Annotated in this window: 20 protein-coding genes; all 20 read left to right on the forward strand. The window is 62.7% G+C overall.

The window, feature by feature from the left end; genetic code table 11:
* The coding region (locus AYR66_RS07895) for an ABC transporter ATP-binding protein (RefSeq protein ID WP_088709680.1) at positions 1 to 1,532 on the forward strand (1,532 nt) is incomplete at its 5' end.
* Positions 1,522 to 3,381 carry an ABC transporter ATP-binding protein gene (locus tag AYR66_RS07900; RefSeq protein WP_088707054.1) on the forward strand — a complete coding sequence of 620 codons (1,860 nt, stop codon included), beginning with the start codon at positions 1,522 to 1,524 and terminating at the stop codon, positions 3,379 to 3,381. The genes AYR66_RS07895 and AYR66_RS07900, both read left to right, overlap by 11 nt.
* Positions 3,382 to 3,390: 9 nt before the next feature.
* Positions 3,391 to 3,984, forward strand: a complete 594-nt coding sequence (locus AYR66_RS07905; RefSeq protein ID WP_088707055.1) for an NADPH-dependent FMN reductase — start codon at positions 3,391 to 3,393, stop codon at positions 3,982 to 3,984.
* Positions 3,985 to 4,065: 81 nt separating this feature from the next.
* Positions 4,066 to 5,226, forward strand: coding sequence for a sigma-54 interaction domain-containing protein (locus AYR66_RS07910; RefSeq protein WP_088707056.1), 1,161 nt, complete (start codon positions 4,066 to 4,068; stop codon positions 5,224 to 5,226).
* Positions 5,227 to 5,235: 9 nt separating this feature from the next.
* Complete coding sequence (locus AYR66_RS07915) at positions 5,236 to 5,745, forward strand: GNAT family N-acetyltransferase (protein ID WP_088707057.1); 510 nt, start codon at positions 5,236 to 5,238, stop codon at positions 5,743 to 5,745.
* 259 nt (positions 5,746 to 6,004) lie between these two features.
* Entirely contained in the window at positions 6,005 to 6,130 is a 126-nt protein-coding gene (locus AYR66_RS30365) for a hypothetical protein (RefSeq protein ID WP_272938327.1), read from the forward strand.
* Positions 6,115 to 7,767 carry a 3-(methylthio)propionyl-CoA ligase gene (locus AYR66_RS07920; RefSeq protein WP_088707058.1) on the forward strand — a complete coding sequence of 551 codons (1,653 nt, stop codon included), beginning with the start codon at positions 6,115 to 6,117 and terminating at the stop codon, positions 7,765 to 7,767. The genes AYR66_RS30365 and AYR66_RS07920 overlap by 16 nt, the downstream gene beginning before the upstream one ends.
* Before the next feature lie 269 nt (positions 7,768 to 8,036).
* On the forward strand, positions 8,037 to 8,786 hold the full coding sequence (locus AYR66_RS07925; protein WP_088707059.1) for a methionine ABC transporter ATP-binding protein: 750 nt from the start codon (positions 8,037 to 8,039) through the stop codon (positions 8,784 to 8,786).
* A complete protein-coding gene (locus AYR66_RS07930; RefSeq protein WP_088707060.1) occupies positions 8,779 to 9,441 on the forward strand; it encodes a methionine ABC transporter permease in 663 nt (220 codons plus the stop codon). Before AYR66_RS07925 ends, AYR66_RS07930 begins: the two co-directional genes overlap by 8 nt.
* A gap of 10 nt (positions 9,442 to 9,451) precedes the next feature.
* Positions 9,452 to 10,288: a MetQ/NlpA family ABC transporter substrate-binding protein gene (locus AYR66_RS07935; RefSeq protein ID WP_088707061.1), complete on the forward strand. Its 837-nt coding sequence runs from the start codon at positions 9,452 to 9,454 to the stop codon at positions 10,286 to 10,288.
* 13 nt (positions 10,289 to 10,301) lie between these two features.
* A complete protein-coding gene (locus AYR66_RS07940; RefSeq protein WP_088707062.1) occupies positions 10,302 to 11,573 on the forward strand; it encodes an O-acetylhomoserine aminocarboxypropyltransferase/cysteine synthase family protein in 1,272 nt (423 codons plus the stop codon).
* Positions 11,574 to 11,856: 283 nt separating this feature from the next.
* Positions 11,857 to 17,175 (forward strand): calcium-binding protein, encoded by a 5,319-nt coding sequence (locus AYR66_RS28255; protein WP_141104040.1) that lies wholly within the window; start codon positions 11,857 to 11,859, stop codon positions 17,173 to 17,175.
* Between the two features lie 172 nt (positions 17,176 to 17,347).
* The gene (locus AYR66_RS07990; protein WP_088707063.1) at positions 17,348 to 17,980 is read left to right on the forward strand and encodes a DUF1326 domain-containing protein; all 633 of its coding nucleotides are present in this window, start codon (positions 17,348 to 17,350) and stop codon (positions 17,978 to 17,980) included.
* 15 nt (positions 17,981 to 17,995) lie between these two features.
* Positions 17,996 to 18,766, forward strand: coding sequence for a DUF2182 domain-containing protein (locus AYR66_RS07995; RefSeq protein ID WP_088707064.1), 771 nt, complete (start codon positions 17,996 to 17,998; stop codon positions 18,764 to 18,766).
* A 17-nt stretch (positions 18,767 to 18,783) separates the two neighbouring features.
* On the forward strand, positions 18,784 to 18,978 hold the full coding sequence (locus tag AYR66_RS08000) for a hypothetical protein (RefSeq protein WP_088707065.1): 195 nt from the start codon (positions 18,784 to 18,786) through the stop codon (positions 18,976 to 18,978).
* Positions 18,975 to 19,721: a gamma-glutamylcyclotransferase gene (locus tag AYR66_RS08005; protein ID WP_088707066.1), complete on the forward strand. Its 747-nt coding sequence runs from the start codon at positions 18,975 to 18,977 to the stop codon at positions 19,719 to 19,721. Before AYR66_RS08000 ends, AYR66_RS08005 begins: the two co-directional genes overlap by 4 nt.
* 133 nt (positions 19,722 to 19,854) lie before the next feature.
* Positions 19,855 to 20,136: a hypothetical protein gene (locus AYR66_RS08010; protein WP_088707067.1), complete on the forward strand. Its 282-nt coding sequence runs from the start codon at positions 19,855 to 19,857 to the stop codon at positions 20,134 to 20,136.
* Between the two features lie 506 nt (positions 20,137 to 20,642).
* A complete protein-coding gene (locus AYR66_RS08015) occupies positions 20,643 to 21,608 on the forward strand; it encodes a chromate resistance protein ChrB domain-containing protein (protein WP_088707068.1) in 966 nt (321 codons plus the stop codon).
* Positions 21,605 to 22,774: a chromate transporter gene (locus AYR66_RS08020; RefSeq protein ID WP_088707069.1), complete on the forward strand. Its 1,170-nt coding sequence runs from the start codon at positions 21,605 to 21,607 to the stop codon at positions 22,772 to 22,774. The genes AYR66_RS08015 and AYR66_RS08020 overlap by 4 nt, the downstream gene beginning before the upstream one ends.
* Before the next feature lie 16 nt (positions 22,775 to 22,790).
* Positions 22,791 to 24,032: an MFS transporter gene (locus tag AYR66_RS08025; RefSeq protein WP_088709682.1), complete on the forward strand. Its 1,242-nt coding sequence runs from the start codon at positions 22,791 to 22,793 to the stop codon at positions 24,030 to 24,032.
* Positions 24,033 to 24,288 lie beyond the last annotated feature (256 nt).

Below are 24,288 nucleotides of genomic sequence, written 5' to 3' on the forward strand. Positions count from 1 at the left end.
TCCAGTACGGCGGCGGCGTGATGGCGCTGGTCATCGGCCAAGAGCTGCTGTATGTGCTGCGCGAGCGCATCATGCTGCAGGTGCAGCGGCTGGACCTGGCCTACCACTGGCGGCACGGCATGGGCGAGATCGTCACGCGCACCACGCGCGACGCGGACAAGGTGCGCGACGCGCTGATCAACTTCTGGCGGCAAGTGTTCGAAACCAGCCTGGTGCTGCTCGCATCGGTCGGGCTGCTGTGCTGGTACCACCCGTGGCTCGGTTTCGTGCCGCTGGCGCTGACCCTTGCCGGCATCGGCATCTTTGTGCAGCAGACCGACCGGCTGGTCGCGCTGGACCGCGCCGTGGGCGCCGCCTACGACCGCGTGAACCAGGACTTGAGCGAGGGTGTCAACGGCATCCGCGTGATCAAGTCCTTCGGGCTGGAGCAGCAGCGGATCGGCAGCTTCACCGGCCATGTGCAGGCATTCATGCAGCATGCGCGCACCGCGATGGCGTATTCGTCGTCGCGCATCCCGGTGCCGCAAGCCATCGTCGCCATCGGCCACGTGTGGATCCTCGCATTCGGTGCCTGGCTGGTGCAACAGGGCAAGCTCAATACCGGCGAACTGGTCGCTTCCCTGCTGGTGGCGAATACGCTGGTGTTCCGTATCGAAGGCATCGGCCGCGTGATGCAGGTATTCGCCGACGCGCGCTCCTCGGCGGCGCGCATATGGGAATTGCTGGACGAGACGCCGCAGATCGAGAGCGGCCAGGCCGCCGTTCCGGGCGGTCCGCTCGGCGTGCGGCTGAACGGGGCCGGTGTATCCGCCAACGGCAGCGCGACGCCCATCCTGCGCGATTGCAGCCTTGAAGTGGCCCCCGGCGAAGTCGTGGCCATCGTCGGCGCGACCGGTTCGGGCAAGAGTTCGCTGGCCGGGTTGCTGCCGCGCCTGCTAGACGCCGACCGCGGATCGGTCGAAGTCGGGTCTCCGTGGTCCGGCTGGCAGGATGTGACGACCCTGAATCTCGACGAGCTGCGCAAGAAGGTGCATGTGGTGCCGCAGGAAAGCTTCCTGTTCTCCGACACGCTGGAAGCCAACCTGCGCCTCGCCAATCCCCATGCGACCCAGCAGGACATGCGACGCGCGCTGGAACTGGCGGCCGCCGATGAAGTGCCGGACGGGTTGCGGGACGGCTTTGCGACCCGGCTGGGCGACCGCGGCATCACGCTATCGGGCGGCCAGCGCCAGCGCATCTGCATCGCCCGCGCCTTGTTGGCGCGGCCATCCGTCCTGGTGCTGGACGACGCGACAAGTGCGCTCGATGCGCTGACCGAACGCTGCGTTCTCGACAACATCCGCGCGCTGCCGGCGACATCCGGCGAGGGCATCACTGTCGTCATGGTCGCCAGCAAGCTGTCCACGATCCTGCTGGCAGATCGCGTCGCGGTGCTGGGCCGCGGCAGCGTGATCGCCGAAGGCACGCATGCCTCCCTTCTCGATTCGAGCGCCGAATACCGCGAACTGCTGGGAGCCGATCATGGCCAATGAGATGCGCGGCAACCGGCCGCTCACCGATATCGAGCTGGAACAGGCGCTGGCAAAGAAGGCGCTCGACCGCAGCATGTTCAGGCGGCTGCTGCCGCTGCTGCGGCAGGTCAGGGGGCACATCATCGCCGTACTGGTGCTGGAGTCGCTGCTGGTCGGCGCGATCTTCCTGCGCCCGTGGTTCCTGCGCGAAGTGATCGACTTCGGCTTCATCCGCACGGCGGACGGATGGCGGCTCGACACCGCCCTTTTGGCCTGGATGGCGGCCGGGCTGGCATTGAGCTGGACTGCCCGCTTCCTGCTGTCCGGCGTATCGCAATACCTGGCCGGCAGCGCCGCCATCCGCATCCTGAACGAACTGCGGGTGCGCGTCTTCGCGCATGTGCAGGCGCTGAGCGTGCGCTACTTTGACCAGACCAAGGCGGGACGGATCATCTCCCGTGCGGACCGCGACATCGATGCGCTGGAACCGCTCATCATCCAGGGGCCGCCCGAACTATTGTCGGCGCTCCTGCGCTGCATGGTGGCCAGTGTCGCGCTGTGGCTGATTTCACCGCGCCTGTTCGCTGCGCTGGCGTTGGTCGTGCCTGTGCTGGCGGCGGCGACCTGGCTGTTCAAGCGCATCGCCCAAAAAAACTGGGCGCGCGTCGCTGAGGCCCGGGCGCGTTTCACCGCGCATCTCGTCGAAACCGTGTCCGGCGTGCGCATCATTAAGCAGACGGTCAATGAAAGCGCGAATGCGGAACGCTACCGCGCGCTGCTGCACGATTTCAATCGGACACTGATCGGCGGCAATGTCCGTGCGAGCTGGTTCCTGCCGTTCACGCAACTGCTTAGCACCGCCGGCATGGGCCTGCTGCTGGTCAGCGGCGGCATCGGTATCGCGGAAGGGTCAATGACTGTCGGGCAGCTTGCGCAGAGCCTGTTCTACGTGCACCTGTTCCTCGGTCCGCTGCAGGAATTGAACGACCTGTTCGAACGCTACTCGTCGGGCGCATCCTCGGCCCAGCGGATTTTCCTGCTGCTGGATACCGAACCGGAAATCGCCGATCCCACCGTGCCGGTGCGGCCGCCGCATACAGCCGGGGCGGTAAGGTTCGATGCGGTTCGCTTCGGCTACGATCCCGCCAGGCCGGTGATCGACGGCTTCTCGCTCGACATCCCGGCAGGCGAGGTGCTCGCCATCGTCGGCCCGACAGGACATGGCAAGAGTACGCTGGTGCAGCTGCTGACGCGTTTCTATGAAACAGGGGAGGGCAGCGTGCGGGTGGATGGCATCGACGTGCGCGACTATGCGCAGCAGGAATTGCGCAGGGCTGTCGGCGTTGTCCTCCAGGACAACGTGCTGTTCTCCGGTACCGTGCTCGACAACCTGCGCCTGGCCGCACCCGGTGCCGACGATGCGCGGCTGGTGGCGGCGGTACGCGAGCTCGGCGCCGACGAAGTGCTCGAACGGCTGCCCGACGGCTACCACACCCAGGTCGGTCCGCTCGGCGCCTTCCTCAGCCACGGCCAGCGCCAGCTGGTCTGCCTGGTGCGCGCCTATCTCGCCAATCCCGCCGTGCTCGTGCTGGACGAAGCGACGTCGGCGGTCGACCTGCATACCGAACGGCGCATCCAGGCGGCCTTCCGCCGGCTGTGCGAAGGCCGCACGGCGATCATCATCGCGCATCGCCTGTCCACCATCCGTGACGCCGACCGCATCGCAGTGGTCTGGAACGGGCGCCTCGCCGAGCTGGGCGCCCACAACGACTTGATCGCACGTGGCGGGCCGTATTCAAAACTCTACCGCGCGTACCAGGAAGCATCCGCCGACGCACGCGACACCACCACGCAAGACGACACTTTGTAAGGAGCCAGCATGACCCGTCCATTGAACATCCTCGCTTTTGCCGGCAGCACGCGCAACGAATCCTTGAACAAGAAGCTTGCGGTCCTCGCGTCGGAGACCGCCGAGACTGCCGGGGCGGTCCACGTCACCTGGGCGGATCTCAGGGATTACCCGATCCCGCTCTACGACGGCGACTACGAAGAGCAATTCGGCCTGCCGCCGGCGGCGCTCAAACTGCGCAGCTTGCTGCAGTCGCATGACGCGCTGCTCATCGCCTCGCCCGAGTACAACGGCTTCCCGTCGCCGCTCCTGAAGAACACGCTCGACTGGCTCTCGCGGCCGTTCAACAATGAAGAACGGCATGTGGTGTTCAAGGACAAGCCGGTCCTGTTGCTCGCCGCCACGCGCGGTGAAGCCGGCGGACGTCGCGGACTCGCGCAGCTGCGCCTGCTGCTCGGCAACCTGAAGGCGGCCAGCTTCGAGCAGGAGTTTGTACTTCCGAAAGGCAATGAAGCGCTCGACGCGCTCGGCCGCCTGCGGGATCCTGACCAGCAGCGCCAGCTCGCCGATGTTGTGACGGCGTTTGTCGGGCACGTGCGCGAAAGGCAGTCTGTCACTGCATAGTGCTGTTTTATATGGAATCCGGATATGCAACTTCGGCAATATTCGTTCCCTCTGCGGGAGGACGAGGGCTATAGTAAAAGCATGGAATTACTAGCCCACGACCTCTCCTCCGACTTCATCCGCAACGCGAATATCGCCAAGGGCGTCGCGCAGGACGATGAACCGCTGATCGCCTTTCGCGATGCGCAACAGCTCAGCCTGCTGGTGCGCGCCACCGCGTTTGTATTCTGCGACCCGCGCTCGCGCGAACTGCACGACCTCATCGCACGCATTGCGCCTAGCGAAGCGACGGTGCTCATTACTGGCGAGACCGGCACCGGCAAGGAACTGGTGGCGCGCCATGTGCATGCGCTGAGCAACCGGCGCAACGCAAAATTCGTGGCGATCAATTGCGGCGCTTTCTCGGAAACGCTGATCGAAAGCGAACTGTTCGGCTACGAACGCGGCGCCTTCACCGGCGCGCAGCAGTCGAAAGCCGGCTGGTTCGAAGCGGCCAGCGGCGGCACGCTGTTCCTCGACGAGATTGGCGACTTGCCGCTGGCAATGCAGGTAAAACTCTTGCGCGTGCTGCAGGAGCGGGAAGTAGTCCGCCTCGGATCGCGCAGGCCGGTGCCGATCGACGTGCGCCTGATCGCGGCGACTAACGTAGACCTCGCCGAGGCAGTCCGCGCCGGGCGTTTCCGGGAAGACCTGTATTACCGGTTAAAGGTGGTCGGCTTGCCGCTGCGTCCGCTGCGCGAACGCACCGGTGACGTGCTGCCGCTGGCGCGGCATTTCCTGCAATCGTATGCCCGCCGCGTCGGCGACGCTGATGTCGAACTCGAACCCGGCGCCGAGCGCGCATTGCTGGCCTATCCCTGGCCCGGCAATATCCGCGAACTGGAGAACGTCATCCACCGGGCACTGCTGGTATGCAGGAATGGCGTGGTCACCGCGGAAGACCTGCACCTGCCGGCCTTCCATCCCGAACCGCTGGTGCCGTCCGCGTTTTCACCGCCGTTCCTGCAGGAAGCCGTCCGCGACGTTCCTCCACCCGTCGTCGCGACAGCGCTCGCGCGCTTCAGGGACGCGTGGCGCGATTTGCTCGAGTCCGGCGAAGAAGTCCGTTTCGAGACCCTCCAGCATGAACTGGTGCGCGCGGCGTGGGAAGTGCGGCAGCGCAACCAGGTGCAGGCGGCAAAACTGCTCAATGTGAGTCGCAATATCCTTCGAACTTACCTGAAGAAGGCCGGGGTACTGTAAAGGTGAACCATGACAGGAATTCGTCTGGCAACGGCACGCGAGGCGGATGCGGCGTGCGATGTCCTGCGGCGCAGCATCCAGGAATGTTGTGTGGAAGACCACCGCAACGATCCGGCAGTCCTGGGCAAGTGGCTGCGTAACAAGACCCGCGATACGGTCGAAAGCTGGTTTGCGTGGCCGGCGCATTATCCGCTGGTGGCGACGGTCGGAGATGAAGTCGTCGGCGTGGCGATGCTCGCGCGCCCCGGCAAGATCGTCCTGCTGCATGTCGATCCCGTATGGCGTTTTACCGGCATCGGTTCGCTGCTGCTGCAGGCGCTAGAACAGAAGGCGCAACGCTCCGGCGTGTCGACGCTGCGCGTGACCAGCACCTTCACCGCGCGCGGCTTCTATGAGGCGCATGGGTACGAGGTGCTGTCGAAGACCAGCGCTGCGTATGGTACGGCACTGTCGATGGCAAAAAGGATCGGCGGCAATGTCTGTGCTTGCGAGTCTTCACGCGCCGAAGCATGGGCGTGAATAATTCGTAGGGTGCGCCATGCGCACCCTATCCAACCATTCGTCACACAAATCATTCAATCAACGTGTTCAGTACGTCGGACTGATACAGGGGTTGGCATTACCGCAATGTACTTCCATCCCGGCGGGTCCCCAACGAAGGATTCGGCATGTCCATATGCGGTTTCGGTCACTAGGCGGATTGTGCATATGAAAAGGTGAAATGCTTCGTTTCTCCTTATAAATCCCCTCCGTATATTGGCGCTGAAGGAGGATAACGATGAAAACGAACAGGCACTTCCCAACCATCCTGGCGCTGGTGATGTGTGTCGCCGCAGGCACCGCCGCCCAAGAGGTCGTACTGGTGGCGGAACGGGGAGGAAGCACGGCATGCCGAACAGCGTGAAGCGCCCCTTGCCGGGGCAAATGATGCACCAGCCCTTGCTGATCTCCAACCTGCTGGTGCACGCGGACCGACATTACGGCGATACCGAAATCGTGTCGCGGCGCGTAGAAGGCGACATCCATCGCTATACCTACCGCGACTGCCACCGACGCGCGCGCACGCTGGCCAATGCGCTGGCCGCGCTCGGCGCGGGGCAGGGCGACCGCATTGCGACCCTGGCCTGGAACGGCTACCGACACCTCGAGCTGTATTACGCGGTTTCGGGATCGGGAGCCGTTCTGCACACCGTCAACCCGCGCCTGTTCGCCGAACAGGTTGCGTACATCGTCAATCATGCGGAAGACCTGTTGCTGTTCTTCGACCTGAGTTTCCTGCCGCTGGTCGAAGCGATTGCGCCGCAATGCCCGACAGTCAAGGCCTTCATTGCGTTGTGCGGACGCGAACATTTTCCGGCAGAGACCACAATCGCGAACCTGCTGTGCTACGAAGAACTGCTCGCCGCGCACTCCGACGCGTTCGCATGGCCACAGTTCGACGAGAACACTGCTTCCGGCTTGTGCTACACCTCCGGTACCACGGGCAATCCTAAGGGTGCGCTGTATTCGCACCGGTCCACTGTCCTGCACGCCTATGCGTCAACCATGCCCGACGCGCTTGGCCTGTCCTCGCGCGACGTGATCCTGCCGGTGGTGCCGATGTTCCACGTCAATGCCTGGGGCTTGCCGTACAGCGCGCCGCTGACCGGCGCCAAACTCGTGTTCCCCGGACCCGCAACCGATGGCAAATCGCTCCATGAATTGTTCGAAAGCGAGCGCGTGACGCTGTCGGCAGGCGTGCCCACTGTGTGGCTCGGCTTGCTCGGCTACCTGCAACAGAACGCCAAGAAGCTCGCCACGCTGAACCGCGCGGTGATCGGCGGATCGGCCTGTCCACCGGCAATGATGGAAACCTTCCGCAAGCAGCACGCGGTGGAGGTGGTGCATGCCTGGGGCATGACCGAACTCTCGCCGCTCGGCACCGCCTGCCGCCTGCAGGCCAAGCATCTCGACCTGGCGCCGGATGAACAGGCTGCCATCCTCGAAAAGCAGGGTCACGCGCTGTCGGGCGTGGATATCCGCATCGTCGACGACGAGGGCCAGGAAGTAGCATGGGACGGCAAGACGCCGGGCAATCTGATGGCACGCGGGCCATGGGTCATCAGCGGCTACTACAAGGGCGAGGGCGGCGATGCGCTGCAAGACGGCTGGTTCCCCACCGGTGACGTTGCGACGATCGACAGCGACGGCTACCTGCAGATTACCGACCGCAGCAAGGATGTCATCAAGTCCGGCGGCGAATGGATCGGCAGCATCGACCTGGAAAACATCGCGATGCAGCACCCGGATGTGGAACAGGCGGCCTGCATCGGTGTCCATCATCCGAAGTGGGATGAACGGCCGCTGCTGGTTGTCGTGAAGAAGCCGGATGCAGCGGCAACCCGCGAAGACTTGCTGGCTTTCTACGACGGCAAGATCGCGAAGTGGTGGCGTCCGGATGATGTGGTGTTCGTGGATGCGCTGCCCATTGGTGCGACGGGCAAGGTCATGAAGAATGTGTTGCGCACGCAGTTCCGCGACTACTCGTTGCAGGCGGCATGATGATGGACATGCTCGATACCGTTACGGGAGTGTTGCTGGTTGTGCTGGTGATTGCTTCGTTGCTGCATCCGATCAACCGCGGCAAGGATGACGGCGAGTAGAGAGTAGGGTGCGCGGGGCGCACCCTACGGATCTTAACGCGCTCATCCAAAAAACGAATATTCAATCGCAGAATAATTCGTTTTCCTCATTAACCCTTTCCCATAAAGTTTCATCGTGCCAGCGCATTCGCAACCCGCGAATACGCATAACAAGAACAGGACAACACGATGAGCAACCCCGACGACAGCATCATCCGTCTCCGCAACGTCAGCAAATCCTTCGCCACGCCGAAAGGCAGCTTCAAGGCAGTCGACAATGCCTCGCTCGCCATCCGTCGCGGCGACACCTTCGGCATCATCGGCACCAGCGGCGCCGGCAAGTCGACGCTGCTGCGCCTGGTCAATCTCCTCGAACGGCCCGACACCGGCGAAGTGCATGTCGACGGCCGGGATGTAACCGCACTCTCCAAGGCCGGACTGCGCGACCTGCGCCGCTCCATCGGCATGATCTTCCAGCAGTTCAACCTCCTGCAGAACGCGACCGTTGCCGACAACGTCGCCTTTCCGCTGCGTATCCATGGCGCGACGCGCGCCGAGATCGCGGACCGCGTCCGTGAATGCCTCGCGATTGTCGGCTTGCAGGACAAGGCCGATGCCTATCCTGCGCAGCTGAGCGGCGGCCAGAAGCAGCGTGTGGCAATCGCGCGCGCGCTCGCGACACGCCCGTCCATCCTGCTGTGTGACGAACCGACTTCCGCCCTCGACCCGCAGACCACGCGCTCCGTCCTCGACGTGCTGAAGGAAGTCAACCAGAAGCTCGGCGTGACCATCGTCATCGTCACGCATGAAATGTCGGTGGTGCGCGCACTGTGCCGCAACGTCGCCGTGATGGAACACGGCAGGGTGGTCGAACAGTTTTCAACGGACCAGGCGCACGGCGTCCTGACCGATATCGCCAAGGAGCTGCACTATGCGTGACAACATCATCGACCTGCTGCCCGAGATCTGGGTCGCGCTCGGGCAGACCTTCCTCATGGTCGGCATCGCGGTCTCGGCCGCTGTGTTGCTGGGCGGGCCGCTCGGCATCCTGCTGTTCCTGACCGGGAAGGGGCAGTCGCTGGAGAACCGCAGCGTGTTCTTCGTGCTGGACTGGATCATCAATACGGTTCGCTCCTTCCCCTTCATTATCCTGCTGGTCGCGCTGGTGCCGTTCACCCGCGTGATCGCCGGCACCTCGATCGGGCCGGTGGCAGCGGCGATCCCGCTGTCGTTCGCGGCAATTCCCTTCTTCGCCCGCCTGGTCGAACAGTCGCTGCGCGAAGTGCCGCGCGGCGCGGTCGAGGCAGCGCATGCGATGGGCGCGACCGAACTGCAGATCGTGTTCCGCGTGCTGCTGGTCGAGGCGCGCTCCGGCCTGGTGCTGGCGCTGACCGTTCTGACCGTCAGCTTCCTGTCCTACTCGGCGGTGGCCGGCGTGGTGGGCGGCGGCGGCATCGGCGATCTCGCGATCCGCTTTGGCTATTACCGTTTCCAGACCGACGTGATGGTTGCCACCGTCGCACTGCTCGTCGTCCTCGTCCAGATCATTCAATTCACGGGCAACCGTGTCGCACACCACCTCAACAAACGATAAGGGAGTCAACATGTCCAACAGACCCAACGCCTTCTCCGCCCGACTGCGCCGCACCATCCTCGGCACCATCGCCGCCGCGCTGGTCGCCGCACCGCTGTTCTCTTCCGCCAATACGGAAAAGAAGGAACTGGTCTTCGGCGCCACCGCCGGCCCGTACAGTGACCAGATCAAACTCGGCATCAAGCCCATCCTCGAGAAGAAAGGCTACAAGGTAAAGATCGTCGAGTTCAATGATTACGTGCAGCCGAATCTCGCGCTGGCGCAGGGCGCGCTGGATGCGAACGCGTTCCAGCACGTGATCTACCTCGACAAGTTTCAGAAGGAGCACAAGCTCAACCTGTCCGAAGTCGTGAAGGTGCCGACCGCGCCAATCGCGATCTACAGCAAGAAGCACCGCTCGCTTAATGACGTGAAGGAGGGCGCGGTGGTCGCGCTGCCGAACGACCCCACCAACCAGGCGCGCGCGCTGGTGCTGCTCGACAAGTTCGGCTGGATCAAGCTGAAGGCCGGCTTCGACCCGATCCGCGTGTCCGAGAAAGACCTTGAAGCCAATCCGAAGAAGATCAAGCTGCTGCCGCTGGAAGCCGCGCAATTGCCGCGTTCGCTGGACGACACCGACTACTCCTTCGTCAACGGCAACTTCGCGATCGCGTCCGGCCTCAAGCTGACCGAAGCGCTCGGCCTGGAAGACACCACCGCGCAGTACCAGAACCTGGTCGCGGTGCGCACCGAGGACAAGGACAAGCAGTTCGTGAAGGACATCGCCGACGCCTACCGTTCGCAGGAATTCCGCGAAGTGGTCGACAAGCATTTCAAGGGCTTCGTGAAGCCTTCCTACCAACGATAAGCAAGGAGACCGCATGAAACTCGAAACCATCGCCGTACACGGTGGCTACAGCCCCGATCCGACTACCCGCGCGGTCGCGGTGCCGATCTACCAGACCGTGTCCTATGCCTTCGATAACACGCAGCATGGCGCGGACCTGTTCGACCTGAAGGTGCCGGGCAACATCTATACCCGCATCATGAACCCGACGCAGGACGTGCTGGAGCAGCGCGTCGCGGCGCTTGAAGGCGGGATCGGCGCGCTCGCGCTGGCGTCGGGACAAGCGGCGATCACCTACGCGATCCAGACCATCGCGGAAGCCGGCGACAACATCGTCTCCGCGTCGACGCTTTACGGCGGCACCTACAACCTGTTCGCGCACACGCTGCCGCAGTTCGGCATCGAAACGCGCTTTGCCGATTACCGCGAGCCGGAATCCTTTGGCCGCCTGATCGATGCGAAGACGAAGGCGGTGTACATCGAATCGATCGGCAACCCGCTGGGCAACATCACCGATATCGAAAAGATTGCCGCCATCGCGCACCAGCACGGCGTGCCGCTCATCGTCGACAACACCGTCGCCACGCCTTACCTACTGCGGCCGTTCGAGCATGGCGCGGATATCGTCGTGCATTCGCTGACCAAGTACCTCGGCGGCCACGGCAATTCGATTGGCGGCGTGATCGTTGATTCCGGCAAGTTCCCCTGGGCCGAGCACAAGGAACGCTTCCGCCGCCTGAACGAGCCGGATGTTTCCTACCACGGCGTGGTATACACCGAAGCGCTCGGGCCGGCCGCCTTTATCGGCCGTGCACGCGTCGTCCCGCTGCGCAATACCGGGGCGGCGATTTCGCCGTTCAATGCCTTCCTGATCCTGCAGGGCATCGAAACGCTGGCACTGCGCGTCGAACGCATCACCGAGAACGCGCTGCGCGTCGCGCAATTCCTTGCGCGCCACAAGAAGGTCAAGTGGGTGAACTATGCCGGCCTGCCGGACCATCGCGATCATGCGCTGGCGACGAAGTACCTCGGCGGCCGTCCGTCCGGCGTGCTGACCTTCGGCGTGGAAGGCGGGCGCGAAGGCGGCGCGCGCTTCCAGGATGCGCTCAAGCTGTTCACGCGCCTCGTCAACATCGGGGATGCCAAGTCGCTGGCCTGCCATCCGGCCTCGACCACGCACCGGCAGCTGAACGCGCAAGAACTGGCCAAGGCCGGCGTTACCGAAGACACGGTCCGCCTGTCGGTAGGCATCGAGCATGCCGATGACTTGCTGGCCGACCTTGAACAGGCGCTGGCAGCCGTCTGATCCTTCCTGCGGCGGAAGCACGCACCGCTTCCGCCGTATCTCTCCCCGCAGTTCCCCCGCCAACATTCAACAATATTTCCGCAAGGAATTTTCTTCGTCCCGCGATTATTTCCATGCGGGAATTTTCATATTGCCTTTTTGACTCGGAATAAGGAAATCCGGTCGCGTGATTGCGGCTATGCAGCAATTAATGCGAGCCTGCTCGCCGCCGTCGCTTGAAATGCACGATCGTTCGTCGTGCTGCAACGACTAAAAACAATAACCTCAAGAAAGGAAGTGTGTAATGGCCTTGTTGACTGGAACAACGAGCAACGATGTCTTGATTGGCACCAGCGAAGACGACTTTATGTCGGGCGATGCCGGAAACGATACGCTGACAGGTCTTGAGGGGAACGATAACCTGAGCGGCGGCGACGGCATGGACATACTGGACGGCGGCCCCGGCTACGATACGCTCGGCGGCGGTTTTGGCGGCGATACCTACAAGTTCGGCCGCGGGTATGGCCAGGATGTGATCAGCGAGGATGACTGGGTGACCGGCGAGGCCGACAGCATCGAGCTGGCCGCTGATGTGCTGCCCGCCGACGTCACGCTGGTGCGGGAAGGCTTTGACCTCGTGCTCCGCATCGACGCCACCGGCGACAGCCTGCGCATGGTGGCGTGGTTCCAGGACAACCGCTTCCGTGTGGAAGCGGTGCGCTTTGCGAACGGCACCGTATGGGATGCCAATGTGCTGGGGGACACCGCCTCCGCGCCCGTGGGCACCGCAGGCAACGATACGATGTACGGCAACAGCAAGGGCAACCACTTCGATGGCCTGGGTGGGGACGATATCCTGTATGGCGCCAGCGGCAACGACGTACTGCTCGGCGGCGACGGCAACGACAACCTCAACGGCGACGACGGCACCGATATCCTCGACGGCGGCGCCGGCAACGATGTGCTGAGCGGCGGCCGGGGCGGAGATACCTACAAGTTCGGACGCGGATCGGGCCAGGACCTCATCATCGAAGACGATTGGATAACAGGCCAGGCCGACGCCGTCGAGCTCTCAGCCGACGTGCTGCCGTCCGATGTCACCCTGGTCCGCGAAGGCAATGACCTGGTGCTGCGCATCGACGCGACCGGAGACACCCTGCGCATGTCGGCCTGGTTCCATGACAGCCGCTTCCGCGTGGAAGAGGTGCGCTTTGCAAACGGCACGACCTGGGATGCCAACGCGCTGGCGGATACCGCCTCGGCGCCGGTTGGCACCGCGGGCAGCGATACGCTGTACGGCAGCAGCAAGGACAACAGCTTCAACGGGATGGGCGGGGACGACGTCCTGTACGGCGGCGACGGCAATGACACGCTGCTGGGTGGCGACGGCAACGACAACCTGAACGGCGACGAAGGCATCGACATCCTCGACGGCGGCGCCGGCAACGACGTGCTGAGCGGCGGCCGGGGCGGCGATACCTACAGGTTCGGACGCGGATCGGGCCAGGACCTGATCATCGAAGACGACTGGACCACCGGCCAGGCCGACACCATCGAGCTTGGCACCAACATCCTGCCTGAGGATGTACTCCTGCAGCGCGACGGCAACAACCTCATCCTCGGCATCAAGGGAACCACGGACCGCGTGATCATGTCGTCCTGGTTCCAGGACAGCCGCTTCCGCGTCGAGCAGGTGCGCTTCGCCGACGGCACCATCTGGGGCACGGACAAGATGCTGGATGCCGCCTCCACGCTGATTGGCAGCGCCGGCAATGACACGATGTACGGCAGCAGCGAAGGCAACCTGATGCAGGGCATGGGCGGCGATGACGTGCTGTACGGTTACGGCGGCAACGACACGCTGCTGGGCGGCGACGGCAACGATTACCTGAGCGGCGACGAAGGGATGGACACGCTCGACGGCGGCGCCGGCAACGACATCCTCGCCGGCAGCTCGGGCGGCGATACCTACCGCTTTGGCCGCGGATCGGGGCAGGACGTGGTCGTGGACGACGACTGGACCACCGGCCAGCCCGACACCGTGGAGCTCGGCGCTGACATCGGCGTGGAAGACCTGGTGATCACCCGCAACGGCAACGACATGATCATCGGCATCGCGGGAAGCCCGGACACTCTGACCCTGCAATCCTGGTACCAGGACAGCCGCTTCCGCATCGAACAGGTACGGTTCGCGGACGGCCGGTCCTACTCGCTGAGCGATGTCTCGTTCGGCGGCGCCAGCAACGACGGATTCGTGGGCACCGAAGCGGACAGCCTGATGGTCGGCAAGGACGGCAACGATACGCTCAGCGGCAATGGCGGCAATGACTGGCTGGTCGGCGGCAACGGCGCCGATATCCTGTCCGGCGGGACCGGTAACGATCGCCTGAGCGGCGGCAACGACAACGACCTGCTGGACGGCGGCGCGGGCAACGACATCCTTGAAGGCGGGAGTGGGGCCGACGTCTACCGGTTCGGGCGCGGATCGGGCCAGGACACGATCAATGAGGACGACAACACTGCCGGCGTGATCGACGCGCTTGAACTGGGCACCAATGTGAAGCTGGACGACTTGTCCTTCCAGCGCACCGGCGACAACCTGGTTCTTTCTATTGCCGGCACCAGCGATACGCTGACCGTGGTCAACTGGTTTACGGACAGCCGCTTCCGCGTGGAGCAATTGCGCTTCACCGATGGCCAGACCATGCTGCTGGGCGATGAAATCAAGATCGGTACTGCCGGCGGCGACAGCCTCAGTGGCTCCGACGCCGACAGCATGCTGCTGGGTGAAGGCGGCAATGACACCCTGTTCGGCAACGGCGGCAATGACTGGATGAGTGGCGGCGCGGGTGACGACCAGCTGAATGGCGGTGCGGGGGACGACATCCTGCTTGGCGGCGACGGCAATGACAATCTCAGTGGCGGAGACGGCATCGACGTAATCAATGGCGGCGCCGGCAACGACGTAGTCGGCGGCGGCCTCGGCGGCGACATCTACCGTTTCGGTCGCGGATCGGGCCAGGACGTGGTCTACGAAGACGACTGGACGACCAACCAGGCCGACACCGTCGAGCTGGCGTCGGACGTCGTGCCGGCGGATGTCACGCTCGTCCGCGACGGCAACAACCTCATCCTCGGCATCAACGGCACCACCGACACACTGACCATGATGGCGTGGTTCCAGGACAGCCGCTTCCGCGTCGAGCAGGTACGCTTTGCGAACGGCACGGTCTGGACGGTCGACACGATGATGGACACCGCCTCCGCACCGGTCGGCACCGCGGGCAACGATACGCTGTACGGCAACAGCAAGGACAACGGCTTCAATGGCATGGCCGGCGATGACGTGATCCTGGGCTATGGCGGCAACGACGTGCTGAACGGCGGCGACGGCAATGACAACCTGAGCGGCGGCGACGGCATGGACACGCTCGACGGCGGCGCCGGCAACGACATCCTCGGCGGCGGCTTCGGCGGCGATACCTACCGCTTCGGTCGCGGTTCGGGCCAGGATACGATCTACGAAGACGACTGGATGACCAGCCAGGCCGACACGGTTGAACTCGGCGCCGGCATTGCGTCCGCCGATATATCCCTGCTGCGCGACGGCAACGACCTCATTCTCGGCATCAATGGCTCCACTGACACGTTGACCATGAAGTCCTGGTTCCAGGACAGCCGTTTCCGCGTCGACCAGGTCCGCTTTGCCGACGGCACCGTGTGGAACACGGACAAGCTGATGGATACCGCTTCCGCCCCGGTCGGCACGGCCGGCAGCGACACGATGTACGGCAACAGCCAAGCCAACGTGATGCAAGGCATGGACGGCGACGACACACTGATGGGTTACGCCGGAAATGACACGCTGCTGGGCGGCGCCGGCAACGACAACCTGAGCGGTGGCGACGGCATGGACATCCTCGACGGCGGCGCCGGCAACGATATCCTGAGCGGCGGCTTTGGCGGAGACACCTACCGCTTCGGCCGTGGATCTGGCCAGGATGTGATCTACGAAGATGACTGGATGACCAGCCAGGCCGACATCCTCGAGCTTGGCGCTGACATCCGCGCGGAAGACCTGAACATGAGCCGCGATGGCAACAACATGATCATCGGCATCGCGGGCACCGGCGACACGCTGACGCTGCAGTCGTGGTACCAGGACAGCCGCTTCCGCGTCGACCAGGTCCGCTTTGCCGACGGCAGCACCTGGCTGCTCAGCGACCTGCTGCTGGGTACGTCCGGCAACGATGCGCTGACCGGCACCGATGCCGATTCGCTGATGTTCGGCCGCGATGGCAATGACATCCTGACGGGCAACGGCGGCAACGACAGGATCGATGGCGGCGCGGGTGCTGACACCATGGCGGGCGGTGACGGCAATGATGCGTATTTCGTTGACAACGCTGCCGATGCGGTTGTGGAAGCCGCGAACCAGGGCGTGGACATTGTCACGTCGACCGTATCCCATACGCTCGCCGCCAATGTCGAAAAACTCGTGCTGGCAGGACAGGCAGCGATCAACGGCACCGGCAATGCGCTGGACAACACAATCACCGGCAATAGTGCCGCCAACGTGCTCGACGGCGGCCTCGGTGTCGACACCTTGCAGGGTGGCGTCGGCGACGATACCTACATCATCGACAATAGCGGCGACGTGGTGATAGAGAATGCCAATGAAGGCACCGATACCATCTCCAGCGGCATCAGTACCACGCTTGCTGCCAATGTCGAAAACCTGACCCTCACTGGCAGCGGCAACATCAATGGCACCGGCAACGCCGGCAACAACACGCTGACTGGCAACGCAGGCGCCAACATCCTCGACGGCGGCGCCGGTGCGGACATCCTGCAGGGCGGTGACGGCAACGACACCTACGTGGTCGACGACCTCGGCGATGTCGTGGTCGAAGCCAGCGCCACCGGCGGCATCGACACGGTCAACGTCGACCTCGCCGTCTACACGCTTAGCGCGAACGTGGAAAACGGACGTGCGCTGGGCAGCGGCGCCATCAACGGCAACAGCCTCAACAACATCCTGTTCTCGGGCGCGGGCAACAATACCCTGAACGGCGGCGCAGGTACCGACACGGCGGACTACAGTTTTGCCACCGCCGGCGTTACCGTCAGCCTGGCGCTGACCACGGCGCAGGCGACCGGTGGTTCGGGCTCGGACACCTTGCTGGCGATCGAAAACCTGACCGGCTCCAGCTTCGATGACAAGCTGACCGGCAACAGCGGCGCCAACGTCCTCGACGGCGGCACCGGCATCGATACCCTCACCGGCGGCGGAGGCGGCGACTTCTTCCGCTTCGACGCGCTCAGCGATACCGGCAACACCAGCAGCACCTGTGATGTGATCACGGACTTTGTTCGCGGTACTGACAAGATAGACCTCTCACTCCTGGATGCGAATGCAGCGACGTCGTCAACGAACGAGGCATTCACCTTCATCGGCAGCAAGAACTTCTCGTCGAACGCCACGGGCCAGCTTCGCTACGTGTACTCGTCCTACACCAAGACGCTGATGATCTACGGCAGCACCGATGCCGACTCGACGGCGGAGTTCGCGATCAAGCTGACCGGCCTCAATTCGTTGAGCGCGAGCGACTTCGTGTTGTAAACGCCCTGGACGTGCTTCTGCGCGCACCCGCGGAAGCACGTCCTGCGCAACCCGCTTCCATTCGCCGCAAAGCGAACTACACTGGTACTGATTTCCCGCCAACCTACAGGGCGGCGCGCTTTCGCACGCCTGGCGCGCCGCATTCCCCCACTGCCGTGGAAAGGAGGCGATCATGGCCCGATCAGACTGGCGCCTGGAAGGCGAATGGCTCAAGAGTTGCATCTGCGCATGGGGCTGTCCCTGCGATTTCAATGCCCGTCCTACCCACGGCGAGTGCAGCGGCTTCGTCGGCATGCACATCACCAAAGGCTATTTCGGGCAAACCAGGCTCGACGGCCTCAGCTTCTTTGTCACCGTGCATTTCCCCGGCGCCTTGCATGAAGGCAACGGCGAGGCGCAACCTATCATCGATGAACGTGCCACTGCCGAGCAGCGCGAGGGCTTGTTCGAGATCATGTCGGGCAAGCACTCGGCCGAAGGGACGCTGTTCCATATCGTCAGCCTGATCGTGACGAAGATGCATGATCCGATCTTTGCGCCGATCACATTCGAGTTTGACAAGGATGCCCGCACCGCCCGCGTGCTCATTCCCGGTGCGCTGGAATCGACGACCGAGCCGATCAAGAATCCGGTGACCGGCTTGCCGCACCGGATACAGGTGATGATGCCGGAAGGCTTCGAGCACCGCGAAGGCGAAGTGGCATCGGCTGTCATCCACAGCCTTGCCGCAGTCAAGTTCGACACCAACGGTTCGCACAGCACGCTTGCCCACGTCGTGCAGACGCCGGACGGCGTCGCGGCCTGAACCACTGTCGCTTCCATGGCGGCCGCCCTGCTGGAGCGCGTTCTCCGCCGTGAACGCCTGGTCACGCTGGCCGGGCTCGCGACGGTCGTTGCCTTGTCCTGGGCTTATCTCCTCGGCGGCGCAGGGACCACGCAAGACATGGGCGGCATGAGCATGCCCATGAGTACGTGGCCGTGGACTGCGGGCCATGCATTGGTGATGTTCGTAATGTGGCTGGTGATGATGATGGCGATGATGCTCCCCAGCGCGGCGCCGGCCATCCTGCTGTTCAATACCGTGTCGCGCAGGAGCGCGACCGCGTCCCCCTATGCGCCGGTGCTGTTCGCGGCCGGCTACATCGCGCTGTGGGCCGCCTTCAGCCTCGCGGCGCTGCTGGTGCAATTCCTGCTGGAATGGGCGGAATGGCTGACGCCGATGATGGAGTCGGACAGCAGTCAGCTGAGCGGCGCGCTGCTGCTGGGCGCGGGCATTTACCAGTTCACCCCGCTCAAGCGCGCCTGCCTGCGCCTGTGCCGGTCGCCGCTCGAATTCCTCTCCGCGCACTGGTATCCCGGCCCGGCCGGGGCCTTCCGCATGGGGGCGCGCCACGGTTTGTTCTGCGTCGCCTGTTGCTGGGGATTGATGCTGCTGCTGTTCGTCGGCGGTGTGATGAATGTGCTGTGGATCGCGGGCGTCGCGGCCTATGTCTTCCTCGAAAAAGTGCTGCCGGGCGGCGAGCTGATTGGGTATGTCGCGGGCCTACTGCTGGCAGCAGCGGGTGCGGGCATGCTCGCCGGGTTCATTTGACTGGCAAGGAAACGGACATGAAAGGATTATGCGAGTACGTCCTGGAAGCGAGCATGCGCTGGGGCAGCGGCTTGTGGACAGGAGACGAATCGGCCGCGTATGCGGACTACGTCAATACCACGATCCATGAAGACCAGATGGCGGAAGACGAGTTTCCACCCCATTACCCGCATCGCCGGGAGATGCAGCCGACACCGGGAAGCGAAGCATGAAGACTATCCGCCGCATGGACCTGACGCAGGAGATGGTGACCCTGGTCCATCGGCAGGTCGAGGACGGCGGTCCTCTTCCGGGGTTGGACCACCAGACCGACGACGACTACCACGCAATGACATCCAGGCTTCTCTCCTCGCACGCAGACGGAGAAGATGCGTGGCTGTTCGCCTACGGCTCATTGATCTGGAAGCCGGAATGCGAGCATGTGGAAGAACGCTGCGGCACAGCGCAAGGCTGGCACCGTTCATTCTGCTTCCGGGTCTGGCGCTTCCGCGGCACCCGGGAATGCCCCGGCCTGATGATGGCGCTTGACCGGGGCGGTCAATGCAAGGGCGTGCTTCTCCGGCTGCCTGCAGCCTCGCTCCGCGAACAGGTCGACAGGCTGTGCAGGCGGGAAATCACTGTCAAGCCAGCCAATACCTCTCCGCGCTGGGTAACCGTTGTTAGCGATGGAATTCGCTTGCGCGCCATTGCCTTCGTCATGAACCGCACGGCGCGCGCCTATGTCGGCAAGCTCAGCCCGGAGGAGACGGCCGAGGTCCTGGTCAAGGCGTGCGGGCACTGGGGATCCGGCGCCGAGTACCTGTTCAATACCGTGTGCAAGCTGGAGGAGCGCGGGATTCATGACCGCTATCTCTGGCAGTTGCAGCGGCTGGTGGCGGAGCGCATAAAACCCGCTTTGCCCAATCCACCCGCTACATCGATCCCATTGAACGGCACGCTTCAGCCGCAACAATAATTGTTGAAAAACATGTTTTTGCGCGCGCACTAGAATCCCGATAAATCTTTTCTTCGGGAAACATATGATTGCCGCGATTGATGTGCCGGACGGGGTGGAGGCCTTGTCGTGGAACGCACAGTGACTTCCGCTCGTGCTTGACGCAGGGACGCAACGATGCCGTCTGCTGGAATGGGCGCGCGAACATCGCGCATGGATAGAAGAAACACTTGCCGAGTCCGGGGCGATCCTGTTCCACAACTTCAAGATGGAGGATCCGGTTGCCGACTTCGATCAGTTTTCGCGCATCATTTCCGAAGAGCTGCTCGACTATGTGTACCGCTCCACGCCGCGTACCCTGCTGAGCAGGGAGTTCGGTGTTCCGAAATTTCCCTCTGTGTGCTTTTTAAAGGAGATAGTTGTCGCCGATATCTAAGCAAAAAATGCAGGAAATGGTCTCAAATTTATTTAAAAATCAAATATTTAGAGAAGTGCTATCGAGCGTGTCGCGAATATGCGAGAGCGGCTGCCCCGTACTCATTGCAGCTAGTCAAGGATTTCGTTGTCGATTTCTCGTGCTAGCTATCCATCGTAACTGAGGTACGTCTTGCTAGCATGTGCGGGGCATCACGCTGCGCTCTACATATCCCAAAACGGCTCTGGCGTCGCTGTCGACCATGACGCGGGCGCTTCCCGAGGGCGCTGCGCAAGCCGATGTGCTCGCAGCGGCCATTGGCCGCTCGACTATGGGCCGCACTATGGGGCGAGCTATTTGAACGCTGGCATCGGGCAAGTTTTGCACGCATGTCGCGGTAAAGGGCGATTGTCCAGCGCTGGCTCAGAAACGCTCGTCGCCCGCGAACACGGGTTCGTCGTGGCGATAGACCGCGTCGACGTTGAAAAATTATTGTAAATATTATTACATCATGTAGTTTACACTACATGACAGAAAATCCTCAAACTTGGTGTCTTCTCGTCGTCAGCCTGCCGACCTCTGGTGCTACCGCGCGCATGCGCCTATGGCGCGCCGTCAAAGCCTTGGGCTGTGCGTCCTTGCGCGACGGTGCCTATCTCCTTCCTTGCACGAATAGCCTTCCGGCGGAGCTGGCCAACTTGGCGGCCCAAACTAATGGGGAAGCGGGGCAAGCGTGGGTGGTCGACGTTACTGCCCGTTCGGCTGCGGATCAGGCCGCCTTCCAGGCGTTGTTCAGCCGAGCAGAGGAGCACGCCGCATTGGCCGAAACGCTGACAAAGGCCAGAAAGGAACTGGCTTCCCAGTCGCCCTCTGACATTGCAAAAGCGCTCAAGCGCCTGCGCAAGGAGCGCGAAATCATTCGGCGCATCGACTTCTTCCCGGATGACGCGTCCCTGGCAGCCGATGCGGCTTGGGCCGACTTTGAAGACGCGGCCAACTCGGTGCTCTCGCTTGGCGAACCAGTACCTGAGGCGCGTGCCATATCACCGCTAAAGAAAGAGGACTATCAGGCGCGGATCTGGGCGACGCGCCGCAATCTCTGGGTTGACCGTGTCGCTAGCGCATGGCTGATTCAGCGCTTCATCGACCGTCAAGCCCGCTTCGTCTGGCTTGATACCCCGGCATCGTGTCCAGAGCACGCGCTTGGGTTTGATTTTGACGGCGCGGCCTTTACCCATGTCGGCGACAAAGTCACGTTCGAGGTGCTGCTCGCCACCTTTAACCTTGACGGCGATTCAAGCCTCGCAAAGCTCGCTGCGCTTGTCCACGCACTGGATGTCGGCGGCACGGTTCCAGCTGAAGCTGCAGGATTTGAAGCCATCCTCGCAGGCGCCCGGGCACGGCACAACGGCGACGACGACGCGCTGCTTGCCGATATCAGCGCAGTCCTTGATTCCCTGTACACCCACTTCAATAAAGAACGTACGTCATGAGCAACTCCATCGACAAACCTAGCTACACGCTTTGGCAACTCGTCCTGTACATGCTCCGCCTGGGCGCCTTCGGATTCGGTGGACCGGTGGCCCTTGTAGGCTACATGCACCGCGACCTGGTCGAGCAGCGCAAATGGATTACCGAGGCAGACTACAAGGAAGGCCTGGCGCTGTCGCAGTTAGCGCCGGGACCGCTTGCGGCGCAGCTTGGTATTTACCTTGGCTATGTGCACTATCGCATTATTGGCGCAACGCTGGCAGGTCTCGCGTTCGTCGTTCCGTCGTTCATCATGGTCGTGGCGTTGGGCTGGGCGTATGTGCGCTTCGGCGGCATCTCCTGGATGCAGGCCGTCTTCTATGGGGTCGGCGCGGCGGTGATCGGCATCATTGCGATGAGTGCCAGAAAGCTGACCGAGAAGAGCATCGGCAAGGACAAACTGCTGTGGGCGATTTACCTGGTGCTGGCGGTAGTGACCGTCATAACCGAGTCCGAGATTGCTTGGTTGTTCATTGCCGCCGGCGTGCTGGTCTGGCTGCTGCGCGCTCCTCCACGGTGGCTTGGCAAAAGCAACTTGAATGGGGTTGCACTTATGCAACTGCCGATAGGTGGAAGCTTGATCGGGACGTGGGATGCTTCCCAGTTGACGCAGATCGCTCTGTTCTTTGCGAAGGCAGGCGCATTCGTGTTCGGATCTGGGTTGGCCATCGTTCCGTTCCTCTATGGCGGCACAGTCACCGAGCATCAATGGCTGACCGAAAAGCAGTTCGTGGACGCGGTGGCCGTTGCGATGATTACACCTGGCCCAGTAGTCATCACGGTCGGCTTCATCGGCTACCTGGTCGCCGGCTTGCCCGGCGCCGCAGTCGCGGCAGGCGCGACCTTCCTGCCGTGCTACCTGTTCACAATCATTCCCGCCCCGTATTTCAAAAAATACGGCAAGCTGCCAAGCGTCATCGCGTTCGTCGACGGCATTACGGCCGCCGCCATCGGGGCCATCGCCGGCTCGGTTATCGTGATCGCCAAGCGGTCGATTGTCGATGTCCCGACCGCTGTCATTGCCTTGATTACGGTTGCGCTGCTGTGGCGATTCAAGAAATTGCAAGAGCCTGTCGTCATCGCTGCTGCAGCAGCGTTGGGCCTGGGTTTGTATCCGTTGCTCCATTGATAAGCGAATGACTGTAATGGGGTTCGATACGCAATTCCGCCCCCCGGACCCGGCAGGGACAAACGCAGCGTTGTTACGTCGGCTGTTGTGCGTGCGAGGCCTCAGGGCCTTTGCTGATGGCTATGTGAGCCTGTTGCTGCCGCTGTACCTGATCGCACTCGGGATGGGGCCGGTCGAGGTCGGGCTGGTGGCGACGGCGACCTTGCTCGGCTCAGGCGTATTGACGTTGCTGACGGGGTTGCACGCGTGGCGCTTTTCGTATCGAGGTTTGCTCCTGCTCGCCTCACTACTGATGACGGCGACCGGCTTCGGCTTTGCCTTCGTCCAGCACTTCGTACCGTTACTCATCATTGCCGCTGTCGGCACCCTGAACCCGTCGAGCGGTGATGTCAGTGTCTTTCTCCCGCTTGAACACGCGCTGATGTCGCATACCGTGGATGACAAGACGCGCACCGCAGCATTTGCGCGTTACAGCCTGATCGGATCATTATCCGCGGCATTCGGCGCATTGTTTGCCGGAGCGCATGAAGCGATCGTCGGTCTGCTGAAAGTCGACACAACGACCGTGTTGCAGTCGATGTTTGTACTGTACGGACTGATTGGACTGGCATGCGGCTTAATTTACCGCGCACTCCCGCAGGAGGTCGAACATGGCGAGCGCGTACCGGGAGCACCGCTAAAACAATCCAGAAGAACGGCATATACCCTCGCTGCGCTGTTCAGTCTCGATGCATTTGGCGGCGGCTTGGTAGTGCAATCGTTGCTTGCCTTGTGGCTGTTCCAGCAGTTCGAGTTATCGACCGCTGTCGCCGGCACCATATTCTTCTGGACTGGCGTGTTGTCGGCCGCCTCGTACCTGGTGGCGGTGCGCATTGCCCACCGTATCGGCCTGGTCAACACGATGGTCTTCACCCATCTACCAGCAAACATTCTCCTGGTGCTCGTACCATTTATGTCCACGCTCCATTGGGCCGTTGCCCTGCTGTTGATCCGCAGCGCGCTGTCCCAGATGGATGTACCCACGCGAAGTTCCTACGTGATGGCGATCGTGACGCCGGAAGAGCGTGCAGCCGCGGCGAGTGTGACCGCAGTCCCGAGAAGCATGGCCTCGGCAGTCAGTCCGATGATTGCCGGTTATATGTTGAGCGCTTCGACATTTGGCTGGCCATTGGTCGTGGCCGGAGCGGTGAAAATCACCTATGACTTGCTGCTTCTTGTTATGTTTCGACAACGACCGCCGCCGGAAGAAGTGCCGTAGTTGCTGTTCAAGGACGGAGCAAAACCGGCTTCTGGTGGGTAGCGCGACGATCGGCCAAGTGACGGCAACCGCCGCATTGCTGCTTTCCGGTCGTTGTCGCGCATGGTATAGGGGGCAACGAACCACGGGCGCCATGTCTTGAAGCATGCATGCGGCTGGTTACGTCACCCTGCTGCTTGGGAGTCATGTTTGATGATGAACATCGAAGCCGGGTGAAAGGACGACGCTTTGATAGCGGCGGGGTTGGCGGGGGGGG

It is taken from the genome of Noviherbaspirillum denitrificans (genome assembly GCF_002211445.1).
Lineage (GTDB): Bacteria > Pseudomonadota > Gammaproteobacteria > Burkholderiales > Burkholderiaceae_D > Noviherbaspirillum > Noviherbaspirillum denitrificans.

Excerpts from the sequence above, each read along its gene's own strand:
- AYR66_RS07900 (WP_088707054.1), top strand. The coding sequence starts at position 1,522 with ATGGCCAATGAGATGCGCGGCAACCGGCCGCTCACCGATATCGAGCTG.
- AYR66_RS07905 (WP_088707055.1), top strand. The coding sequence starts at position 3,391 with ATGACCCGTCCATTGAACATCCTCGCTTTTGCCGGCAGCACGCGCAAC.
- AYR66_RS07910 (WP_088707056.1), top strand. The coding sequence starts at position 4,066 with ATGGAATTACTAGCCCACGACCTCTCCTCCGACTTCATCCGCAACGCG.
- AYR66_RS07915 (WP_088707057.1), top strand. The coding sequence starts at position 5,236 with ATGACAGGAATTCGTCTGGCAACGGCACGCGAGGCGGATGCGGCGTGC.
- AYR66_RS30365 (WP_272938327.1), top strand. The coding sequence starts at position 6,005 with ATGAAAACGAACAGGCACTTCCCAACCATCCTGGCGCTGGTGATGTGT.
- AYR66_RS07920 (WP_088707058.1), top strand. The coding sequence starts at position 6,115 with ATGCCGAACAGCGTGAAGCGCCCCTTGCCGGGGCAAATGATGCACCAG.
- AYR66_RS07925 (WP_088707059.1), top strand. The coding sequence starts at position 8,037 with ATGAGCAACCCCGACGACAGCATCATCCGTCTCCGCAACGTCAGCAAA.
- AYR66_RS07930 (WP_088707060.1), top strand. The coding sequence starts at position 8,779 with ATGCGTGACAACATCATCGACCTGCTGCCCGAGATCTGGGTCGCGCTC.
- AYR66_RS07935 (WP_088707061.1), top strand. The coding sequence starts at position 9,452 with ATGTCCAACAGACCCAACGCCTTCTCCGCCCGACTGCGCCGCACCATC.
- AYR66_RS07940 (WP_088707062.1), top strand. The coding sequence starts at position 10,302 with ATGAAACTCGAAACCATCGCCGTACACGGTGGCTACAGCCCCGATCCG.
- AYR66_RS28255 (WP_141104040.1), top strand. The coding sequence starts at position 11,857 with ATGGCCTTGTTGACTGGAACAACGAGCAACGATGTCTTGATTGGCACC.
- AYR66_RS07990 (WP_088707063.1), top strand. The coding sequence starts at position 17,348 with ATGGCCCGATCAGACTGGCGCCTGGAAGGCGAATGGCTCAAGAGTTGC.
- AYR66_RS07995 (WP_088707064.1), top strand. The coding sequence starts at position 17,996 with ATGGCGGCCGCCCTGCTGGAGCGCGTTCTCCGCCGTGAACGCCTGGTC.
- AYR66_RS08000 (WP_088707065.1), top strand. The coding sequence starts at position 18,784 with ATGAAAGGATTATGCGAGTACGTCCTGGAAGCGAGCATGCGCTGGGGC.
- AYR66_RS08005 (WP_088707066.1), top strand. The coding sequence starts at position 18,975 with ATGAAGACTATCCGCCGCATGGACCTGACGCAGGAGATGGTGACCCTG.
- AYR66_RS08015 (WP_088707068.1), top strand. The coding sequence starts at position 20,643 with ATGACAGAAAATCCTCAAACTTGGTGTCTTCTCGTCGTCAGCCTGCCG.
- AYR66_RS08020 (WP_088707069.1), top strand. The coding sequence starts at position 21,605 with ATGAGCAACTCCATCGACAAACCTAGCTACACGCTTTGGCAACTCGTC.
- AYR66_RS08025 (WP_088709682.1), top strand. The coding sequence starts at position 22,791 with ATGGGGTTCGATACGCAATTCCGCCCCCCGGACCCGGCAGGGACAAAC.